The organism is Nocardioides agariphilus (genome assembly GCF_015352445.1).
In the GTDB taxonomy this organism is placed as follows: domain Bacteria; phylum Actinomycetota; class Actinomycetes; order Propionibacteriales; family Nocardioidaceae; genus Nocardioides; species Nocardioides agariphilus.
This window is the reverse complement of sequence record NZ_JADKPO010000006.1, coordinates 1-15,114: the sequence shown is the minus strand read 5'-3', so window position 1 is coordinate 15,114 and position 15,114 is coordinate 1. Positions and strand designations below refer to the sequence as shown.

The window sequence follows — 15,114 nt, the reverse complement described above, 5'->3', positions numbered from 1 at the left end:
TGTGACCCAGACGACCAGCCCCCAGGTGGAGGCTCCCGCCTCCATGAACGGGCCGTGGCGCTGGTTCGCCCGTACCTACGGGTTCGCCATCGTCGCGCACCTCGCGGCCAACGCCCCCTCCGGTCGCGACCCGGGCGGGCCGTGGCTGACGTGGGTCGTGGTCATCTCGGCAGTCCTCGGCCTGGCTGCGCTGGTGCTGCTCGTGCGGCCGAGCCGCAGGCTGCTGGGACTGACAGCGGGTCTCGCACTCCTCTCGGTCTGGCTGGAGCTCCCCTACATCGGCAACCACTGGCTGCTGGTCGGCCTGGTGTCCGCGGCGGTCCTGGTGTCCCTGCTCTACCGCGACCCGTGGACGTGGTTCGCGCCCACCGCCAGGTGGATCATGCTGGGCTTCTACTGCTTCGCCGCCTTCGCCAAGCTCAACTCGGGGTTCATGGACCCGTCGGTCTCCTGCGGGGTCTTCTACGCCAACCAGTCGCTGGCGTCCTTCGGCCTGCCCACGGTGGCGACCACGAGCCCGCTCGCGGCTCTGACGATCGCGGGCCCCATGCTGACCGAGCTGTCGGTGCCGCTCCTGTTGGCGTTCGGCCGCACTCGTCGCATCGGCGTGCTGCTCGCACTCTGCTTCCACACGGCCATCTCGCTGGACCTCGACCAGCACTTCTTCGACTTCACCGCAGCGCTGGTGATGCTGCTGTGCCTCTTCCTGCCCGAGTCGACGGTGAGCGACCTGGAGTCACGTGCCGCGCGGCGGACCAGGGCCTTCTCGATCGCCGTGACGGGCTGCGCGGTCATGGTGGCGGCGTCCGTGCTCCCCGACGTCGTGCTCACGACGCGGATCCTGCAGGTCGTCCCCTTCATGGTCTGGGTCCCGTTCGCGGTCTGGCTGATCGCCAGGGTCGCGCTCGGCGGCCTGGGCGCCTCGCACGTGCCCATGCGGCTTCCGAACCTGGTCTCAGGAGTCATCCTCGCGGTCGTGCTGGCCAACGGCATGGCGCCGTACCTCGAGCTCAAGACCGCCTACAGCTTCAACATGTACGCCAACCTGGTCACCGTCGGGGGCGAGTCCAACCACCTGGTGGTGCGCAGGACGTTCCCGCTGACCGACGTCCAGGAACACCTGCTCACCGTCGTCTCCACCGAGGATCCTGATCTGCACCGCTACGCGACAGAGGGCTACCTGATCCCCGAGAGGAACCTGCTGGACTACCTGGCCAGACATCCGACCACGACCGTGGTGGTCCCAGACGGTGACCAGGAGCGCACCCTCGACGGCAGCGACGGGGTCCGCATGCCGCTGCTCGTGTCGAAGCTCCAGCTCTTCCGTGCGGTCGACTCGCACGACCCGCCGCGGTGCCAGGCAGCCTGGCTGCCAGCGCGCTGAAACCCCTCGGACGCCACCGGGCGGGTGTCAGACTCGACCCATGAGCAACCGCCTGGTGTTCGACGGCGACTGCGGCTTCTGCACCACCTCGGCCACCTGGCTGGCGGGTGAGGACCGCGTCGAGATCGTGCCCTGGCAGTTCCTCGACCTCGATGCCGTCGGTCTCACCCTGGAGCAGGTGTCGACCTCCGTATGGTGGCTGGTCGACGACCGTCCGGTGGAGCACTCCTCACGCGCCATCGGCCAGGCCCTGCTGGGCCGCGGCGTGCCGTGGTCCTGGGCGGGTCGGATGCTGCTGCTGCGACCGGTCCGACCTCTCGGCGACGCGGTCTACCGGCTGGTCGCCCGCTACCGCTACAAGCTCCCCGGGGGCACCCCGGCCTGCGCGATCCGCCGTCCGTGACGATCTTGCTGTCCCAAGTCGGCTGAGACAGCAAGACCGTCACTGACGGCGTAGTCGCTTCAGGGCCGACTCGGCTTGCTCGCGGGCCTGTTCGGCCTTGCGCAGTGCGGTCCGCGCCTCGGTGCGCGACTCCTCAGCCTCGTCGAGCTCCTCCTCGACCTCCTCGGCGGTCGTCTCGAGCTCGGCGATCTGGCGCTGGTGCTCCTCGATCTCGCCCTGCAGCTGGAGCGCCCGCGCCTGCAGGTCCGAGACCGCCTGCTCCGACTCGGCGTACGCCGAGCGGGCCTCCTCCTCCTCGCTTGCGGCCTCCTTGAGCGCCGCCTTGGCCGCAGCCAGCCTCTTGGCCTCCGCGTCGGGATCCGGCACCACCTTGAGATCGGGCCGACCGGCTGGTGACTCGGCGACCGGAGGTGCCGAGGTCGCGGCAAAGCCGAGTGCGTCGGGCAGTGCGACGGCCGCACCGGCTGCCGACTCCCCCACCCCGGTCGCGGACAGGTGCGTGATGAGCAGGCCGCTGCGCAGCGCCTTGGCGCAGTCGGGGTCGAGCATGGCCGCGGTCAGCGTGCCCTCGACCTGGTCGGCGACGGCCTGGGTGACCTTCGTGCCGAGGGTGCCAGCCACCCCACGCGCGCGGGTCGTGACGGCCGCGGTCAGCTGGCGGCGCTGCTTGGTCAGCTCGCGCAGCTCCTTGCCGTCGAGGGACTGTGCGGCGTCACGCAGGGCGGCGCCGACGGCGAGCACCTGGTCGACCTGCTCGGTCTCGTGACGCACCAGCATGTTGACCACCCACGCCGCCACCGTGGGCTTCTTCAACGTCTTGACCGGGCCTGCGAGCTCGCTGCCCTTGAGCTGCTTGGCCTTCGCGTCTCGCGCCGGCGTGAAGTCGGCGAGCAGCAGACCGTAGAGCTCGTCGGCGATGTCGAGCAGGTCCTCAGCCATCGCGGGACTCCATGAACACGCGGTGGGCGGCCAGCTGCCGTTCGAACAGGGCCCGCAGCTCCTCGTCCTCGACCTCTGCCAAGGAGAGCCCGCATCCATCGGCGATGGCAGCGCGCCATTCGTCGTACGTCGTGAGCTCGGCTTCGTCCTTGTGGCCGGGCGTGATCGTGGTGGCCAGGCAGCCGCGGACCACATCGACGTGCTCGGGCATCCGGCGCTGGACGACGAGCGTGCGGGTGAAGTGACCGTCAGGCGGTGTCGACAGCCCGGAGTGACAAGACGCCACCTCGGCTTCCGTGGGCGCCGCACCGACCTCGCAGCCGGTGAACGAACCCTGCGGGTCTGCCCGGAACGACCAGCCCTCTGCGCTCACCTCGGTGATCGCATAGGCGAAGCCACCCTGCTCGTAGTCGCCGGCGACCAACGGGAGTGGCTCTGCTATCGCGTCGCCCAGCCCCACGTCGGGCCACCAGTGGCCGTCGGGGTTCTCGTCGGTCGGCAGCCCCGAGACGACGAGGACCAGGTGGTTGAGCACCCGGGCGCGGCGCTCGTCGTCGTTGTCCCAGACGGCCCCCGCGCGTCGGCTCACCACGTAGCCGAGGTCGGCCAGCACCAGTCCCAGAGCGCCGTTGTGGTGGAAGCAGTAGCCCGCCCGGCCCACCCGTGCGATGCGCTCGACGGAGTCGCGAGGGTCGATGGACGGGGGGCGGCCGAGCATGATGCCGAGGTTCTCGTAGGGGATGTGGGCGAGGTGGCGCCGGTGCAGCTCGGCCAGCGACTCCAGCGTCGGCGGCGGGCGGTCGTCGTAGCCCAGGCGAGAGAGGTACGAGGTGACCGTCTCACTCGTCGTCATCGAGTCCCCGCTCGATCGCCCATCGGGTGAGCTCGACACGGTTGTGCATCTGGAGCTTGCGGAGGGTGTTCTGCACGTGGTTCTGGACGGTGCGGTGGGAGATGACGAGGCGGTCGGCGATCTGCTTGTAGGACACTCCCTTGGCGACCATCTTGAGGACCTCGGTCTCGCGCTCGGTCAGCTCCGGGGTGCCGTCCTCGATCGTGCTCGAGGGGTCGGCCATCCGCCGGAACTCCCCGAGCACCAGGCCAGCCAGCCCGGGGGTGAAGACCGTGCCCCCGGCCGCGACACCTCGCACCGCGTCGACCAGCTCGCGGCTGTGCGCCGACTTCACGAGGTAGCCGGTGGCGCCCGCCTTCACCGCCTCCAGCACGTCGTGCTGCTCGCCCGAGGCCGACAGGATCAAGACGCGGGCCGACGGGTCCTGCTCCAGGACCGAACGCGTGACCTCGACGCCGTTGGGCCCCGGGATCTGCAGGTCGAGCACCACGACCTCGGGCCGGGCGGCCGGGAACCTGGCCAGTGCCTGGTGTCCGTCGGAGGCCACGGCCACCACGTCGAAGCCGGCGGCGGCCAGGTCTCGCTCGACAGCGTCACGCCACATCGGATGGTCGTCGACCACCATCACGCGCGTGCGTGGCTGCGCCGGCTCGGCGGCATCGGCCTGCTCCATGCCGGGCACCTTAACGCTCGTCCGGACGGTCGTCCTTCGTGCCTGCGGGCCGGAGGTACCGACCTCGCCGGTGGACCAGCGGCTCGTCGTCGCCGATGACGATCTCCTCGGCAACGCAGGTCACCAGCGACGACCAGCCCACCTCGATCGTGCTCTCGAGGCGCACTCCGGCCCACGTCGTGGCGCTCGACAGCCGAGGCCCCCAGGGCGTCTGGTCGAAGGCAGCCATCGCGAAGGCCCCTCCCGGCGCGGGCATCGTGCCGGCGAAGGCCTCGGCGAGGCCGCGGTCCTCCCAGGTCAGCACGCTCACCACTGCGGCACCGGTGGCCGTCAGTCCGGCCGCAAGATCGCTGTCGGGATCCAGCAGCGCCAGCAGCCGCCCGGGCACTCCACCCGCGACCAGGACCGACGTGACGGTCAGTCCGGTGCGGTCCTCGGGCGTGCCCGAGGTCCACAGCGTCACGGCACCTCCCAGGCGGCCCCGCAGGCTGCGCACCGGATCCCGGTGCCGGTCCTGGAACGGGTGCTCGGAGTGGATCGTCACCCGTTGAGACTAGGAGAGGGTGCCAGGGCATCGACGGGGCGCTCGTCACGTCCTCGTCTTCGCCAGGCCTCCCACCTGGTGCAGGCGCCGAGCACGAGGACGGCGAGCACCACCCCACCGAGCAGGTCCGCGACGTAGTGCTCGCCCAGGTACACCAGAGCGGTGCCCATGCTCAGGGGATAGAGCAAGGTCAGCCACCGCCACGGACTGGTCAGCCGATACACGGCGTACAGCGCCACCATCACGGCCACGCCCGTGTGCAGCGAGGGCATGGCCGCGACCTGGTTGCCCACCCAGGCAGCCGGATCGACCTCGCCGACACCGTCGGGCTTGGGGCCCACCCACGCCCGTGCTCCCAACCGTTGGACCTCAGTGGGGAGACGGCCTTCCATGGAGGCCATCCACGGGGGTGCCGTGGGCACCACGATGTAGCAGACGAGCGCGGTGAAGTTGATGATCAGGTAGCGCCGCATCCACTTCACGAACTCCGCCCGGTTGCGCAACCAGAACACCACCGCCACGGTGAGCGCGACGGTGAAGTGGCTCATCCACACCAAGATGAAGAAGCGGTCGTACCAAGCAGCGCCTGCCGTCGCGTCGCACGGCGATCCGCACCACATCTCCTGCAGACGGGCCGACGGCGTGTCTCCCCCGCCCAGCCACACGTCGATGTCGATGACGTAGCTGTAGTGGACAGGGATGCCGAGGTTGTCGGCGATCTCACGCGTGTAGAAGTAGAACATCAAGAGGACCAGCGGGATCGACCAGTCGCGCAGGAAGGCCAGGTGGGTGACCGGACGTGCCTCGATGCGCCACGCGACGGCCAGCAACCACAGCCACGCGAAGATCGACAGGTAGTCCTGCGGGCCGCCCTGCACCTTGACCACCACGCCGAAGATGAGCACAAGCACGCCGACTGCGATCAGGCGCGCCAAGGGCCGTGTCTCCTCCGAGGAGTCCGCGCGCTGCGGTGCCTCCTCGACGAGGTCGGTGGTCATGGGGCCAGCCTAGGAACGCCGACTGGTCTGTACAGGCGTTTAGCCGCATTCGCCCGCCGATGTGTCCTTGGCTGTCGGTGCCAGCATCGGCCAAATGGCGCCGTCGCTGCCCGAACCGTTGAGTTGGGCAAGGTGACTCGCTACCCGTTCTTCAAGTTGCGTCACGGCACTGGGGCATAGTCCCGGCCGCTGCCGACCGACGGGCGGGCAACCTCCCCAAGCACGACAACGACTTCTGTCTCTTGCCGGAGCAATTCGTGAGATCAGCTTGCCGATCTTCAGGTGAGATGGCTCTGACCGGCAGAGACTTCCGTTGCCCGCTTGAACGCGACGAGCGCGATCAACGCGAGGAGCAGATCGGCGGCCACCAGCATGAGCCTGGAGACGATCACCGCGAGCAGGGCCTGCGGGCTGTTCATGATCGTTAGGAGCAGCGCCGTAAGCACCACGTCACGAACTCCAATCCCCGCGGGAAGGGGAACGACAAGAACGCCCGCGGTAACTGCCACAGCCGTTGCTGCGACGCAGAGCAGGACGGTGTCGGCTCCACCACCGACCAGAGATAGGGCCAGGCTTGCGACGTGGCCGCCCAGTGAGAGCCAAACGACACATGACCAGGACGCCGGGCGAAGAAACGACAGCAAGCGCGGCGGATAGCCCACGGGTGACCGTCCCAGGCCTACTAGGACACGGTTCAGGACGCGGGGGGCCATCCGCGGGTGGATCGCGATCCCGAGCACGGGGATGAGCAGCAGGATCCAGAAGTAGCCGACCCACATTCTGGGAGCCAAGAACGGCAAGGTGGCCGCTGCGATGATCAATCCCACCGCGCAGCTCATCAGGGTGGCGATGACGTTGGCGCCAACCATGGTGACGCGCGGTACGCCGTAACGACGACCAACCTCGGCCTGGGCGGCTATTGGCCAGATCGACCCAGGCAAGTACTTACCGAGCTGGCTGACGAAGAAGAGACGTGCAGACTCACGTACGGGTAGGTGGGCGTTCAGGGACAAGAGGAGGTTGTGCCAGGCCGGCCAGTTGGCCAACGTCGCCACGAAGGCGAGCGCAAAGCTCAGCAGAACCGGACGTACTCCCATTTCATCGACAGCGTCGTAGAACTCGGTGTGATGGGTCCACAGCGTTCGCCCGGCAAGCAGACAGCAGACGACGATAGCGAGGATCGCTACCACCCGCGTGGCGAGCTGCTTGGCCATCTCTTGCCTCAACCCTGTTCGACCTCACGACGTCGACACACCATGATCTCGGTCGAAGGGCTTTCCCTGCGATGCGACGTGAGGCGCGCGTCGAGCCGCCACAACCGTTGCCCGATAGAGTCAGCAACCCGCTCGTTCCTCGATACCAGCCACATCCCGCCCTTCCACGCCGTCAAGGCGCCGGGGATCTTGGTGTCCCGCGGTTCGTTCAAGAGCCAGAACAGCGGCTCACGCAGAACAACGTCCATGTCGGCGGCGCGGACCGCGTCTTCGGCCCTCTTGAGGCTTCGCCAGACGATGTGACCGCCTCGGCTCTCGCGGCCATGCAAGAAGAGGTCCGACCACACGAAGAAGCCACCGGGTCTCAGCAGACGGCCGATATTGCGAAGTGCACTCACGTATCTGTCGTCGTCGGTCACATGGAACAGGACATCCATGCACGAGATCACGTCGAATTGGCCAGCCGGAAAGTCATCTACATCTTCAGTGATGTCTCGCCTGACGACGGTCGTCTCGGGAAAGCGCTCCCGGAGTCGAGTCACGGCAGCATCCGTAAGGTCCATGCCAGTCACATCGTCCGCACCCAGTGACCTCCAGGCGTGGATGTACTCGCCGGTGCCGCTGCCAACGTCAAGCACTCGTGATGTCGATGGCTCGATGCCGACGCTAGAGACCACCTGCGCAAATCGGTCGTGGCGCAACCGGTACTGCCACTTGTTCAGATTCTGGCCGAGGCTGGCGTGGCCGACGCCCTGCTGGTTCCAGTCGGCATCGAGCCGACGCTCCCAATAGGCGCGAGGGTCGAACTCGTCGTTGTCGGCCACATCATCCCTGCTTCTCATTGGTGGTTTCGAATCATGCGTAGGTACAAGTCCTCGAACGCGTCCAGCGTCTGGCACCAGTCGAAGCGGTTCCTGACGACTTGCGAAGCACGCTCTCCCATGGCTCGCGCATGGTCGGGGTTGGCGACCAAATCTCGAATCGCTCCAGCTACCTCGTTAGGTCGACCCGGCTCGGTCAGGCGACCAGTGACGCCATCCTGGATCGCGTCCAGGACACCTCCTGTACGGGTGGCCACAACTGGCCTGGCCTGTGCCATTGCCTCGAGGATGACGATGCCCTGCCCTTCCCGCCAACTGGGAGCCAACACAACGTCGGCGGCAGCCAACCAGGACGGCACTTCCGCCGGCTGCGCCCAGCCCGCAAACATGGTGCAGTGCTCGACGCCTAGTTGGCGGGCCAGGTCGCGGGCGCGCCCTTCGTCCTGTCCAGCACCGACCACTGCCAGTCGAAGGCTGGGCATTGACGAATGCACGATCGCCGTCGCTTCGATGGCGTCGAAGATGCCCTTTTCCTCGACGAGTCGTCCTAGGAAGACGAGCAGGGGCCCCCCGTCCGGGACCAGAGAACTGCGTACACGGTCGACGAGGGCGTCATCAGGCTGGCGGCGCAGATCTACGCCAAACGGGATCAGGGCGACCTTGTCGGCATCCGCGCCCAATGAGGCAACCGCTCGGAGAGTGGCACTGCTACCCACCGTCAGGGCGTCCGCGTGTCGCACGGCAAAGCGAGAGAAGCCATCAAGCAGTCGCCCGCGCAGTGACATGACATCGCTACCGTGCGCTGTGAGCAGTCGAGGCACTCTGGAAATGCGTGCAGACGCGACGAATCCCTGCGGCAGCACCCAATGTGCGTGGACAAGATCGGTTCGGCGACCGAGACGACCGACCAACGACGCCCACTGTGCAGCGACCAGCGCCGGTAGCTTGAACTTGGCCGTCCTGCTCGACCGAAGGTTGGCCAACGCCCCGCCGCCATAGCACAACGTCTGGGCGGACTCGGGCAGCAGGTACCTGAACCGATGCACGCGCACGCCGTCCATCACCTCGCTTCCGGCCGCCCCAGGGAAGTGCGGCGCTACAACCGTGATGTCCCACCCGCGTTCGACCAGCCCGACTGCGAGGTCATGGACGAACGGCGTCGTCGAGTCTCCAGGCCATCGCGGGTAGTTGCTGGTCACGTGCAGGACCCTGCGCCCTGGCACCTCAGCCCTCGCGGACGTTGCGCCCATCCGTCACGATCTCCGATCGCGTGCGCAGCTAGGAGCCGACTACACGCATACGCCGGTCCTTGGCGTCGCGATCGCCTTGACCCAGCACGTCGTAGCGGGCCCGCTTTGTGTGCTCGAGGTTGTCCTCGATGAGGATCCTGTTGGTTCGGATCAGGTCGGAAAGGATCCCGAGCATCACGCCGAGGAAGGACAAGATCAACAGCACGGCCCCGAGAATCAGGGACTGGAGGTGACCGCCGCCCTTGCCGATAGTGACTAGCACGGCATAGCGGACGAATGGAACAAGCCCTAGCACCGCCAGTACCGAGGAGATCCAGCCAAAAATGACGTAGGGCTTGTACATGATGTACGCGCGCACGATCGCCGCCGAGGACTTCACGACGTGCTGCCAAGTCGACTTGAACAGCCGCGACTCACGGGTCTTCGGGTTGGTCTCGACTGCGACGGACTCGATCTGGAGTCGCTTGTTTCCCGCCTGGATGATCGACTCCATGCAGTAGCTGAAGCGCGTCACCACGTTCAGCCGCATCAGGCTCCCGCGCGAGTATGCGCGGAATCCGCTGGCAGCGTCTCGTAGGTCGGTGCCTGCGGCGCGATTGACAACTCTGCTGCCCAATCGCTGGAGCATCTTCTTCGCAGGGGAGAAGTGCTCGACCAGATGGACCTGACGGTCGGCGATGACAATGTCGGCGCGTCCCTCGACGATAGGACGGACGAGGTCGGGTATGCGCTCTTGCGGGTACTGGTTGTCGCCGTCGGTGTTAACGACGATGTCGGCGCCGAGTTCTAGCGCGTAGTTGACCCCGTCCTGGAACGAACGAGCCAGGCCCTGGTTGCGCGCATGCTTCACGAAGTGGGTGACTCCCAGAGACCGCGCAACCTCAACCGTGCTGTCCGTAGATCCGTCGTCGATGACCACGATGACGATCTCGTCGACACCCTCGATCGAGCGCGGGATGGACTGCAGCACCCATGGGAGAGTCTCCTCCTCGTTCAGGCACGGCACTTGCACCACGAGCTTCATGACACTCCCAGGGACGGCGGCCGGGCGCACCGCACGGCCTCTGCGCAGCGTAGTTGTGATAGCGGTGGGCGCGGACGAGTTTGGTAAAGAGTCTGCCTAGCCGAATTCGGCCGAAGTCCGATCGAAGAGTCCGCTGTGGCGGAGGATAGCGATTGTGCACGACCAGACTCCGCTGATCCGTCGCCCGGCTGAGCACCAGGTTGACCGAGGTGAGTGGCGCCTGCCTGTGATCCTATTCCTGACTCTCTTCGCCGTTTTCGGCCTGACCGCGCGTACGTCAGGGGGTAGCTGGGACTACTACTCCGCGAACTATGCCTCCTGGCACGTCGTGCACGACGGCGACCCGTGGCTTGATGGTGGGACGGTGCCCGGGCTTCAAGGTGACCCCGAGGAGTCCACCTGGGTGATGCACGATGCGCCGAACGGCCACACCGTTGTCAAGCGCTTTCCTGGCGCCATCGCCATTGCCTTGCCGGCGTACTGGATCGCTCAGGCCGGCGAGATGACTGTGGTTCCGGGCGCGATCACTGCAGCCCTGGCATGCGCGTTCGGCATCCTGATGCTGTTCCTCGCGATGCGGACGATCATGCGCGAATCTGTGGCGCTAGCAGCATGTGGCCTGCTTGCGCTAGGAACCCCGATCTGGACGGTGGCTGCCGATGCGGTCTGGCCTCACACTGTGACGGTTCTCGGCATCGGAGGCATGGCCTGGGGTGCAGTCCGACAGCGGTGGTGGCTGGTTGGTCTGTTCGGCGGCGTCCTTCTCTGGGGACGGCTGCACGCGGCCCTTATCGTTGCGATCTTCGGCGTCCTGTTGGGCTGGTGGCGCCGTTCACCGCGGATCACGCTCGTCGTCGGCTCTGTCAGCGGGAGCTTCCTGGCCCTGGTGTGCCTCTGGACACGCTGGTGGACTGGCAGCTGGAATCCGCTCGCGTCCTACGGTTCGGATGTCTTGTCGAACGCCCAGACTGGCTGGGCGCGCCTGGCCAGCGAGGCACAGCTGTTCGTTTCTCCTGACCGAGGAATCCTTGTGTGGTCTCCCCTCATGGTCCTCTTGACACCTGCCCTCATTCGAGGCTGGAAGGACATCCCCGACTGGGCTCGAGCTCTGTTGTTCGGTGGTCTGGCATACACGTTGCTGCAAGCTTGGATCTCCCGCGCTGTCGGGGGTGACAGTTTCTACGGCTACCGACACGGGATCGAATTGGTCATGGCGGCCACGCCGGCGTACGCGATGACGACCAGGCACCTCGGTAGCACCGCGCGTCAATGGGTCGCGCCGCTGATGACCCTTCAGGTGTTCGCAATGGCCTTCGGCGCGCTGTTCGATCCCTTCCTGACGGCTGAGCAGGTCTGGCATGACAACGCCTTCTACTACTTCGCCCTCCGCGAGGCGTGGCCGGTGGGACCACTGATGCTGGTTGGGATCATGTGCTTCGTAATGATCGGGCTGCGGATCCTCGAACGTCGCAAGGGTGAGCGCGCCTCGATGGAGAAGGCACTCGCGTCTCACTCCTGAGCATCGGCTATCAGACGCGTGGAACCGTGAGCTCCCACTCGGTGCCGTAGGACCCGGTGCTCAGCTCGGCGGTGCCGCCGAGGTCGGTGATGCGGCCGCGGATCGAGTCGACGACGCCGAGTCGTCCCTCGCCCTGAGCGGACTCCAGCCGACCTGCGGGTATGCCGGGGCCCTCATCGCGCACGGAGACCACCACGCGGTCGGGGAAGGCCTCCAACAGCACCCAAGCCCGGGCGCTGCGGCCCACGTGGAGGAGCACGTTGTCGAGGCAGGCCGACACAGCAGCGACCAGCTCGTCGACCGTGTGGGCCGGCAGCAGCACCTGGGTGCCGGGCAGGGAGACGGTGGTGAAGCCGTGCTCCTCGAAGCGCGCCAGCTCGACGGCCAGGTCGACCCGACCGTCGCCATCGGCGAAGCCGGGCGGGCGCAACGAGTCCTGGGCGCGGATCAGCGAGCGCAGTCGCTGCTCCTGCTCGCCGGCCAGGCGCCCGAGCTCGGCCGCGTCGCCCCCGATCTCGCCGCCGCGTCGCTGCACCAGGGCGAGCACCTGGAGGACGCCGTCGTGGACGGCGCGAGCCAGTCGCGCCCGCTCGGCCTCGGTGGCCGCGAGCCGCTCGGCGGAGTTGAGGGCCACCGCTGAACGCTGCAGCGACTCGCAGACGTAGCCGATGATCGGACCGCCGATCATCAGCAGGAACAGGTTGCCGTAGTTGCTCTGCGTGAACGTCTGGCGGATCGCCAGATCGACGGTGCACAGGGTCGCGGCCGCGACGAACCCACCGAGGACGCGCCACCGGATGGCCCACGCGAACATCGCGCCCATCACCCAGAAGCCCGCCACCGTCGCGTTGAAGTCGGGCCCCTTCAGCCACGGGGTCACGACCAGGCCGAGCACCGCCACGACCAGGTCGGCCACCAGCAGCGGCGGTTTGCGGGACTCCCACTCGCGGTAGGCCCAGATCGCGAAGCCCGTCCATGCGGCGAGCCCGAGCACCACCAGCAGCGCCGCAGTCGGGTGCTCGAAGTTATCGCGACGCAGCACGTTGAGGCCGACCGTGTTGGCCAGCAGCACCACCCGCAAGAACGCCAGCGCCCGAAACAACCGGTCCTGCACCGATCGCGCCGCGGGGTCGTCGTACGCCGCGAAGCGGGGGCCTGACACGAGTCGAGCCCCGAGTCCGGTCAGGATGCCTTCTTCTGCTCGGGCTTCGGCTCGGTCCGCCCGGCGGAGCTGGCGTCCTCGTCCGGGCCCGACTCGGGGACGGGCAGCTCGGCGGCTTCCTTCCTGGCCTTGGCGGCGAGCTCCTTGGCCTTGCTGGCGTAGAGGTCGACGTACTCCTGGCCGGACAGCCGCATGATCTCGTACATGATCTCGTCGGTGACCGAGCGCAGGATGTAGCGGTCGTTCTCCATGCCTTCGTAGCGGCTGAAGTCGAGCGGCTCGCCGAACCTGACCAGCGGCCGGGTGAACCGGCCGAACTTCTTGCCAGGAGGCGCCACGACGTTGGTGCCGACCACGGCAACGGGGATAACGGGCACCTGGGTCTCGAGGGCCAGGCGCGCGACTCCCGTCTTGCCGCGGTAGAGACGACCGTCGTGCGAGCGCGTGCCCTCCGGGTAGATGCCGAAGAGGTCACCCTCCTCCAGGATCGCGCGGGCCGATGACAGCGCCCCCTCGGCTGCCGAGCCCGACGCCCGGTCGATCGGCACCTGACCGGCGCCGGAGAAGAACTTCTTCTGGAACCAGCCCTTGATGCCCGGCGAGGTGAAGTACTCGGCCTTGGCCACGAAGGTCACGCGGCGCGACAGGGTCAGCGGCATGAACATCCAGTCGGAGTAGGACAGGTGGTTGCTCGCCAGGATCGCGGGACCTTCGTCGGGGACGTTGTCGGCTCCCTCGACGACCGGCCGGAAGAGAAGTCGCAACACCGGCCCGATCGCGATCCACTTGAGGAACCAGTAGAACAAGCCCGCCGCCTCCGTCCTCACCCGCTGTCGCGGATCAGAGTAGCCCCGTTGGTGCACAATGCGGGCCATGGCGCCGTCCACTCCTCTCCCCCCGGTGGCCAGGGAGACCCTGTCCACCCCAGCCCGTCCCGAGCTCACCGGAGGCCGACGCGTCGGCGTCCTGCTCAGTCACGGCATCACCGGCAACCCGACCTCCATGACGCCATGGGGTCGCCACCTCGCCGACCAGGGGTACGCCGTCGAGGTGCCCCTGCTTCCCGGTCACGGCACCACCTGGGAGGACGCCAACAAGACCACCTGGGCCGACTGGTACGGCAGGATCACCGAGGTCTTCGACAAGCTCAGCGCCGAGGTCGACAGCGTGGTCGTGGGCGGGCTCTCCATGGGTGGTGCGGTGGCACTGCGCCTGGCCGCCGACCGCGGCGACCAGGTCGCGGGCGTGGTCGTGGTCAACCCCGCCCTGGCGAGCCGCCGCAAGGACCTGCTGGCGCTGCCCCTCCTCAAGCACGTCGTCGGCGGCTTCCCCGCGATCGGCAACGACATCAAGAAGCCAGGCGGCAACGAGTATCCCTACCCGAAGACACCGCTGAAGGCCCTGCATACGTTCGTCCAGCAGTGGAAGCCGCTGATCGCGGACCTGCCGCGCATCACCCAGCCGCTGCTGATCTTCCGCTCGGCCGACGACCACGTCGTCGACTCCTCGTCGGTGCCGATCATCACCGGCCGTGTCTCCAGCCGGGACGTGACCGAGCGGGTCCTCGAGAACAGCTACCACGTGGCCACTCTCGACAACGACGCCGAGACGATCTTCGAGGAGTCAGCAGCCTTCGTGGCCCGCGTCACCGCACCCGCGGCCGACGTACGGTAGGCGTGTGAATCGCCCCGACGACGACACCACCTGGCGGGAGATCGTCGCCAACTACGGCGAGCCGGTGCTGCAGCCGGAAGAGCCCGCTCCCGTCGTCGAGCCGGTCGCACCCGAGCTGCCGGAGCAGCCCGAGCTCGAGGAGCGACCCGGAGCGGAGGAGCGGTACGTTCCGCCGCCGCCACCACCACTGCCTCGCGTACCCAAGGACCGCCTGGCGGCCTGGATCGGCGTCCTGGTCTCCCCGGTGTTGCTGCTCATCGCCGCCCTGCTCCGGATCTCGATCCCGTCGCTGGCGGCCTGGGCGCTGGTGATCGCCTTCCTCGGCGGCTTCGGCTACCTCGTGGCCAACATGCCGCGCGGCCCGCGCGACCCGTACGACGACGGCGCTGTGCTCTGAGACTTGCTTGGGTTGCGGTGCCCGCTGGTTGAGGAATGCGCGCTAGCGCCTGTCTCGAAACCCGGTGAGCTGAATGCATCCCCTACCGATGGTTTCGAGACGGTTGCTAGCGCAACCTCCTCAACCAGCAACCCACTCGCCGGTTGAGGAAGGCGCAGCAACCCACTCGCCGGTTGAGGAAGGCGCAGCAACCCACTCGCCGGTTGAGGAAGGCGCGCTAGCGCCTGTCTCGAAACCCGGTGAGCTGAAGGCGTCCCCT

At 67.4% G+C, this 15,114-nt stretch carries 16 protein-coding genes; 5 read left to right on the top strand and 11 right to left on the bottom strand.

Annotation, left to right across the window (positions count from 1 at the left end):
• The first annotated feature begins 1 nt into the window (after position 1).
• Both ISU10_RS05830 and ISU10_RS05825 read left to right on the top strand, forming a co-directional pair.
• A complete protein-coding gene (locus ISU10_RS05830) occupies positions 2–1,384 on the top strand; it encodes a hypothetical protein (protein WP_194695440.1) in 1,383 nt (460 codons plus the stop codon).
• A gap of 40 nt (positions 1,385–1,424) precedes the next feature.
• Positions 1,425–1,787: a thiol-disulfide oxidoreductase DCC family protein gene (locus ISU10_RS05825; RefSeq protein WP_194695439.1), complete on the top strand. Its 363-nt coding sequence runs from the start codon at positions 1,425–1,427 to the stop codon at positions 1,785–1,787.
• 39 nt (positions 1,788–1,826) lie between these two features.
• On the opposite strand, the gene ISU10_RS05820 is transcribed toward ISU10_RS05825, so the two are convergent.
• The 9 genes from ISU10_RS05820 to ISU10_RS05780 all read right to left on the bottom strand — a co-directional run bounded on the left by ISU10_RS05820 (position 1,827) and on the right by ISU10_RS05780 (position 10,103).
• Positions 1,827–2,726 (bottom strand): hypothetical protein, encoded by a 900-nt coding sequence (locus ISU10_RS05820; protein WP_194695438.1) that lies wholly within the window; start codon positions 2,724–2,726, stop codon positions 1,827–1,829.
• Complete coding sequence (locus ISU10_RS05815; RefSeq protein ID WP_194695437.1) at positions 2,719–3,579, bottom strand: arylamine N-acetyltransferase family protein; 861 nt, start codon at positions 3,577–3,579, stop codon at positions 2,719–2,721. The genes ISU10_RS05820 and ISU10_RS05815 overlap by 8 nt, the downstream gene beginning before the upstream one ends.
• Positions 3,566–4,252, bottom strand: coding sequence for a response regulator (locus ISU10_RS05810; protein ID WP_194695436.1), 687 nt, complete (start codon positions 4,250–4,252; stop codon positions 3,566–3,568). Before ISU10_RS05810 ends, ISU10_RS05815 begins: the two co-directional genes overlap by 14 nt.
• 10 nt (positions 4,253–4,262) lie before the next feature.
• Positions 4,263–4,796 carry a flavin reductase family protein gene (locus tag ISU10_RS05805; RefSeq protein ID WP_194695435.1) on the bottom strand — a complete coding sequence of 178 codons (534 nt, stop codon included), beginning with the start codon at positions 4,794–4,796 and terminating at the stop codon, positions 4,263–4,265.
• A complete protein-coding gene (locus ISU10_RS05800) occupies positions 4,793–5,794 on the bottom strand; it encodes a phosphatase PAP2 family protein (protein ID WP_194695434.1) in 1,002 nt (333 codons plus the stop codon). Before ISU10_RS05800 ends, ISU10_RS05805 begins: the two co-directional genes overlap by 4 nt.
• A gap of 278 nt (positions 5,795–6,072) precedes the next feature.
• Positions 6,073–7,008, bottom strand: a complete 936-nt coding sequence (locus tag ISU10_RS05795) for a lysylphosphatidylglycerol synthase domain-containing protein (RefSeq protein ID WP_194695433.1) — start codon at positions 7,006–7,008, stop codon at positions 6,073–6,075.
• Between the two features lie 8 nt (positions 7,009–7,016).
• Positions 7,017–7,832 (bottom strand): class I SAM-dependent methyltransferase, encoded by an 816-nt coding sequence (locus ISU10_RS05790; RefSeq protein WP_194695432.1) that lies wholly within the window; start codon positions 7,830–7,832, stop codon positions 7,017–7,019.
• Positions 7,833–7,846: 14 nt separating this feature from the next.
• Positions 7,847–9,028, bottom strand: coding sequence for a glycosyltransferase (locus ISU10_RS05785; protein ID WP_194695431.1), 1,182 nt, complete (start codon positions 9,026–9,028; stop codon positions 7,847–7,849).
• 79 nt (positions 9,029–9,107) lie between these two features.
• The gene (locus ISU10_RS05780) at positions 9,108–10,103 is read right to left on the bottom strand and encodes a glycosyltransferase family 2 protein (protein WP_194695430.1); all 996 of its coding nucleotides are present in this window, start codon (positions 10,101–10,103) and stop codon (positions 9,108–9,110) included.
• Positions 10,104–10,257: 154 nt separating this feature from the next.
• On the opposite strand from ISU10_RS05780, the gene ISU10_RS05775 reads away from it, so the two are divergent.
• On the top strand, positions 10,258–11,622 hold the full coding sequence (locus ISU10_RS05775) for a hypothetical protein (RefSeq protein WP_194695429.1): 1,365 nt from the start codon (positions 10,258–10,260) through the stop codon (positions 11,620–11,622).
• 10 nt (positions 11,623–11,632) lie between these two features.
• Here ISU10_RS05775 and macS read toward each other — a convergent pair whose 3' ends face one another.
• Complete coding sequence (macS, locus tag ISU10_RS05770; RefSeq protein WP_370864811.1) at positions 11,633–12,784, bottom strand: MacS family sensor histidine kinase; 1,152 nt, start codon at positions 12,782–12,784, stop codon at positions 11,633–11,635.
• Positions 12,785–12,804: 20 nt separating this feature from the next.
• On the bottom strand, positions 12,805–13,611 hold the full coding sequence (locus ISU10_RS05765) for a lysophospholipid acyltransferase family protein (protein ID WP_370864809.1): 807 nt from the start codon (positions 13,609–13,611) through the stop codon (positions 12,805–12,807).
• 73 nt (positions 13,612–13,684) lie between these two features.
• Between ISU10_RS05765 and ISU10_RS05760 the strand changes: the two genes are divergently transcribed.
• Together ISU10_RS05760 and ISU10_RS05755 are read left to right on the top strand one after the other, a co-directional pair.
• The gene (locus tag ISU10_RS05760) at positions 13,685–14,458 is read left to right on the top strand and encodes an alpha/beta hydrolase (protein ID WP_370864808.1); all 774 of its coding nucleotides are present in this window, start codon (positions 13,685–13,687) and stop codon (positions 14,456–14,458) included.
• Positions 14,459–14,462: 4 nt separating this feature from the next.
• The gene (locus ISU10_RS05755) at positions 14,463–14,855 is read left to right on the top strand and encodes a hypothetical protein (RefSeq protein ID WP_194695427.1); all 393 of its coding nucleotides are present in this window, start codon (positions 14,463–14,465) and stop codon (positions 14,853–14,855) included.
• Positions 14,856–15,114 lie beyond the last annotated feature (259 nt).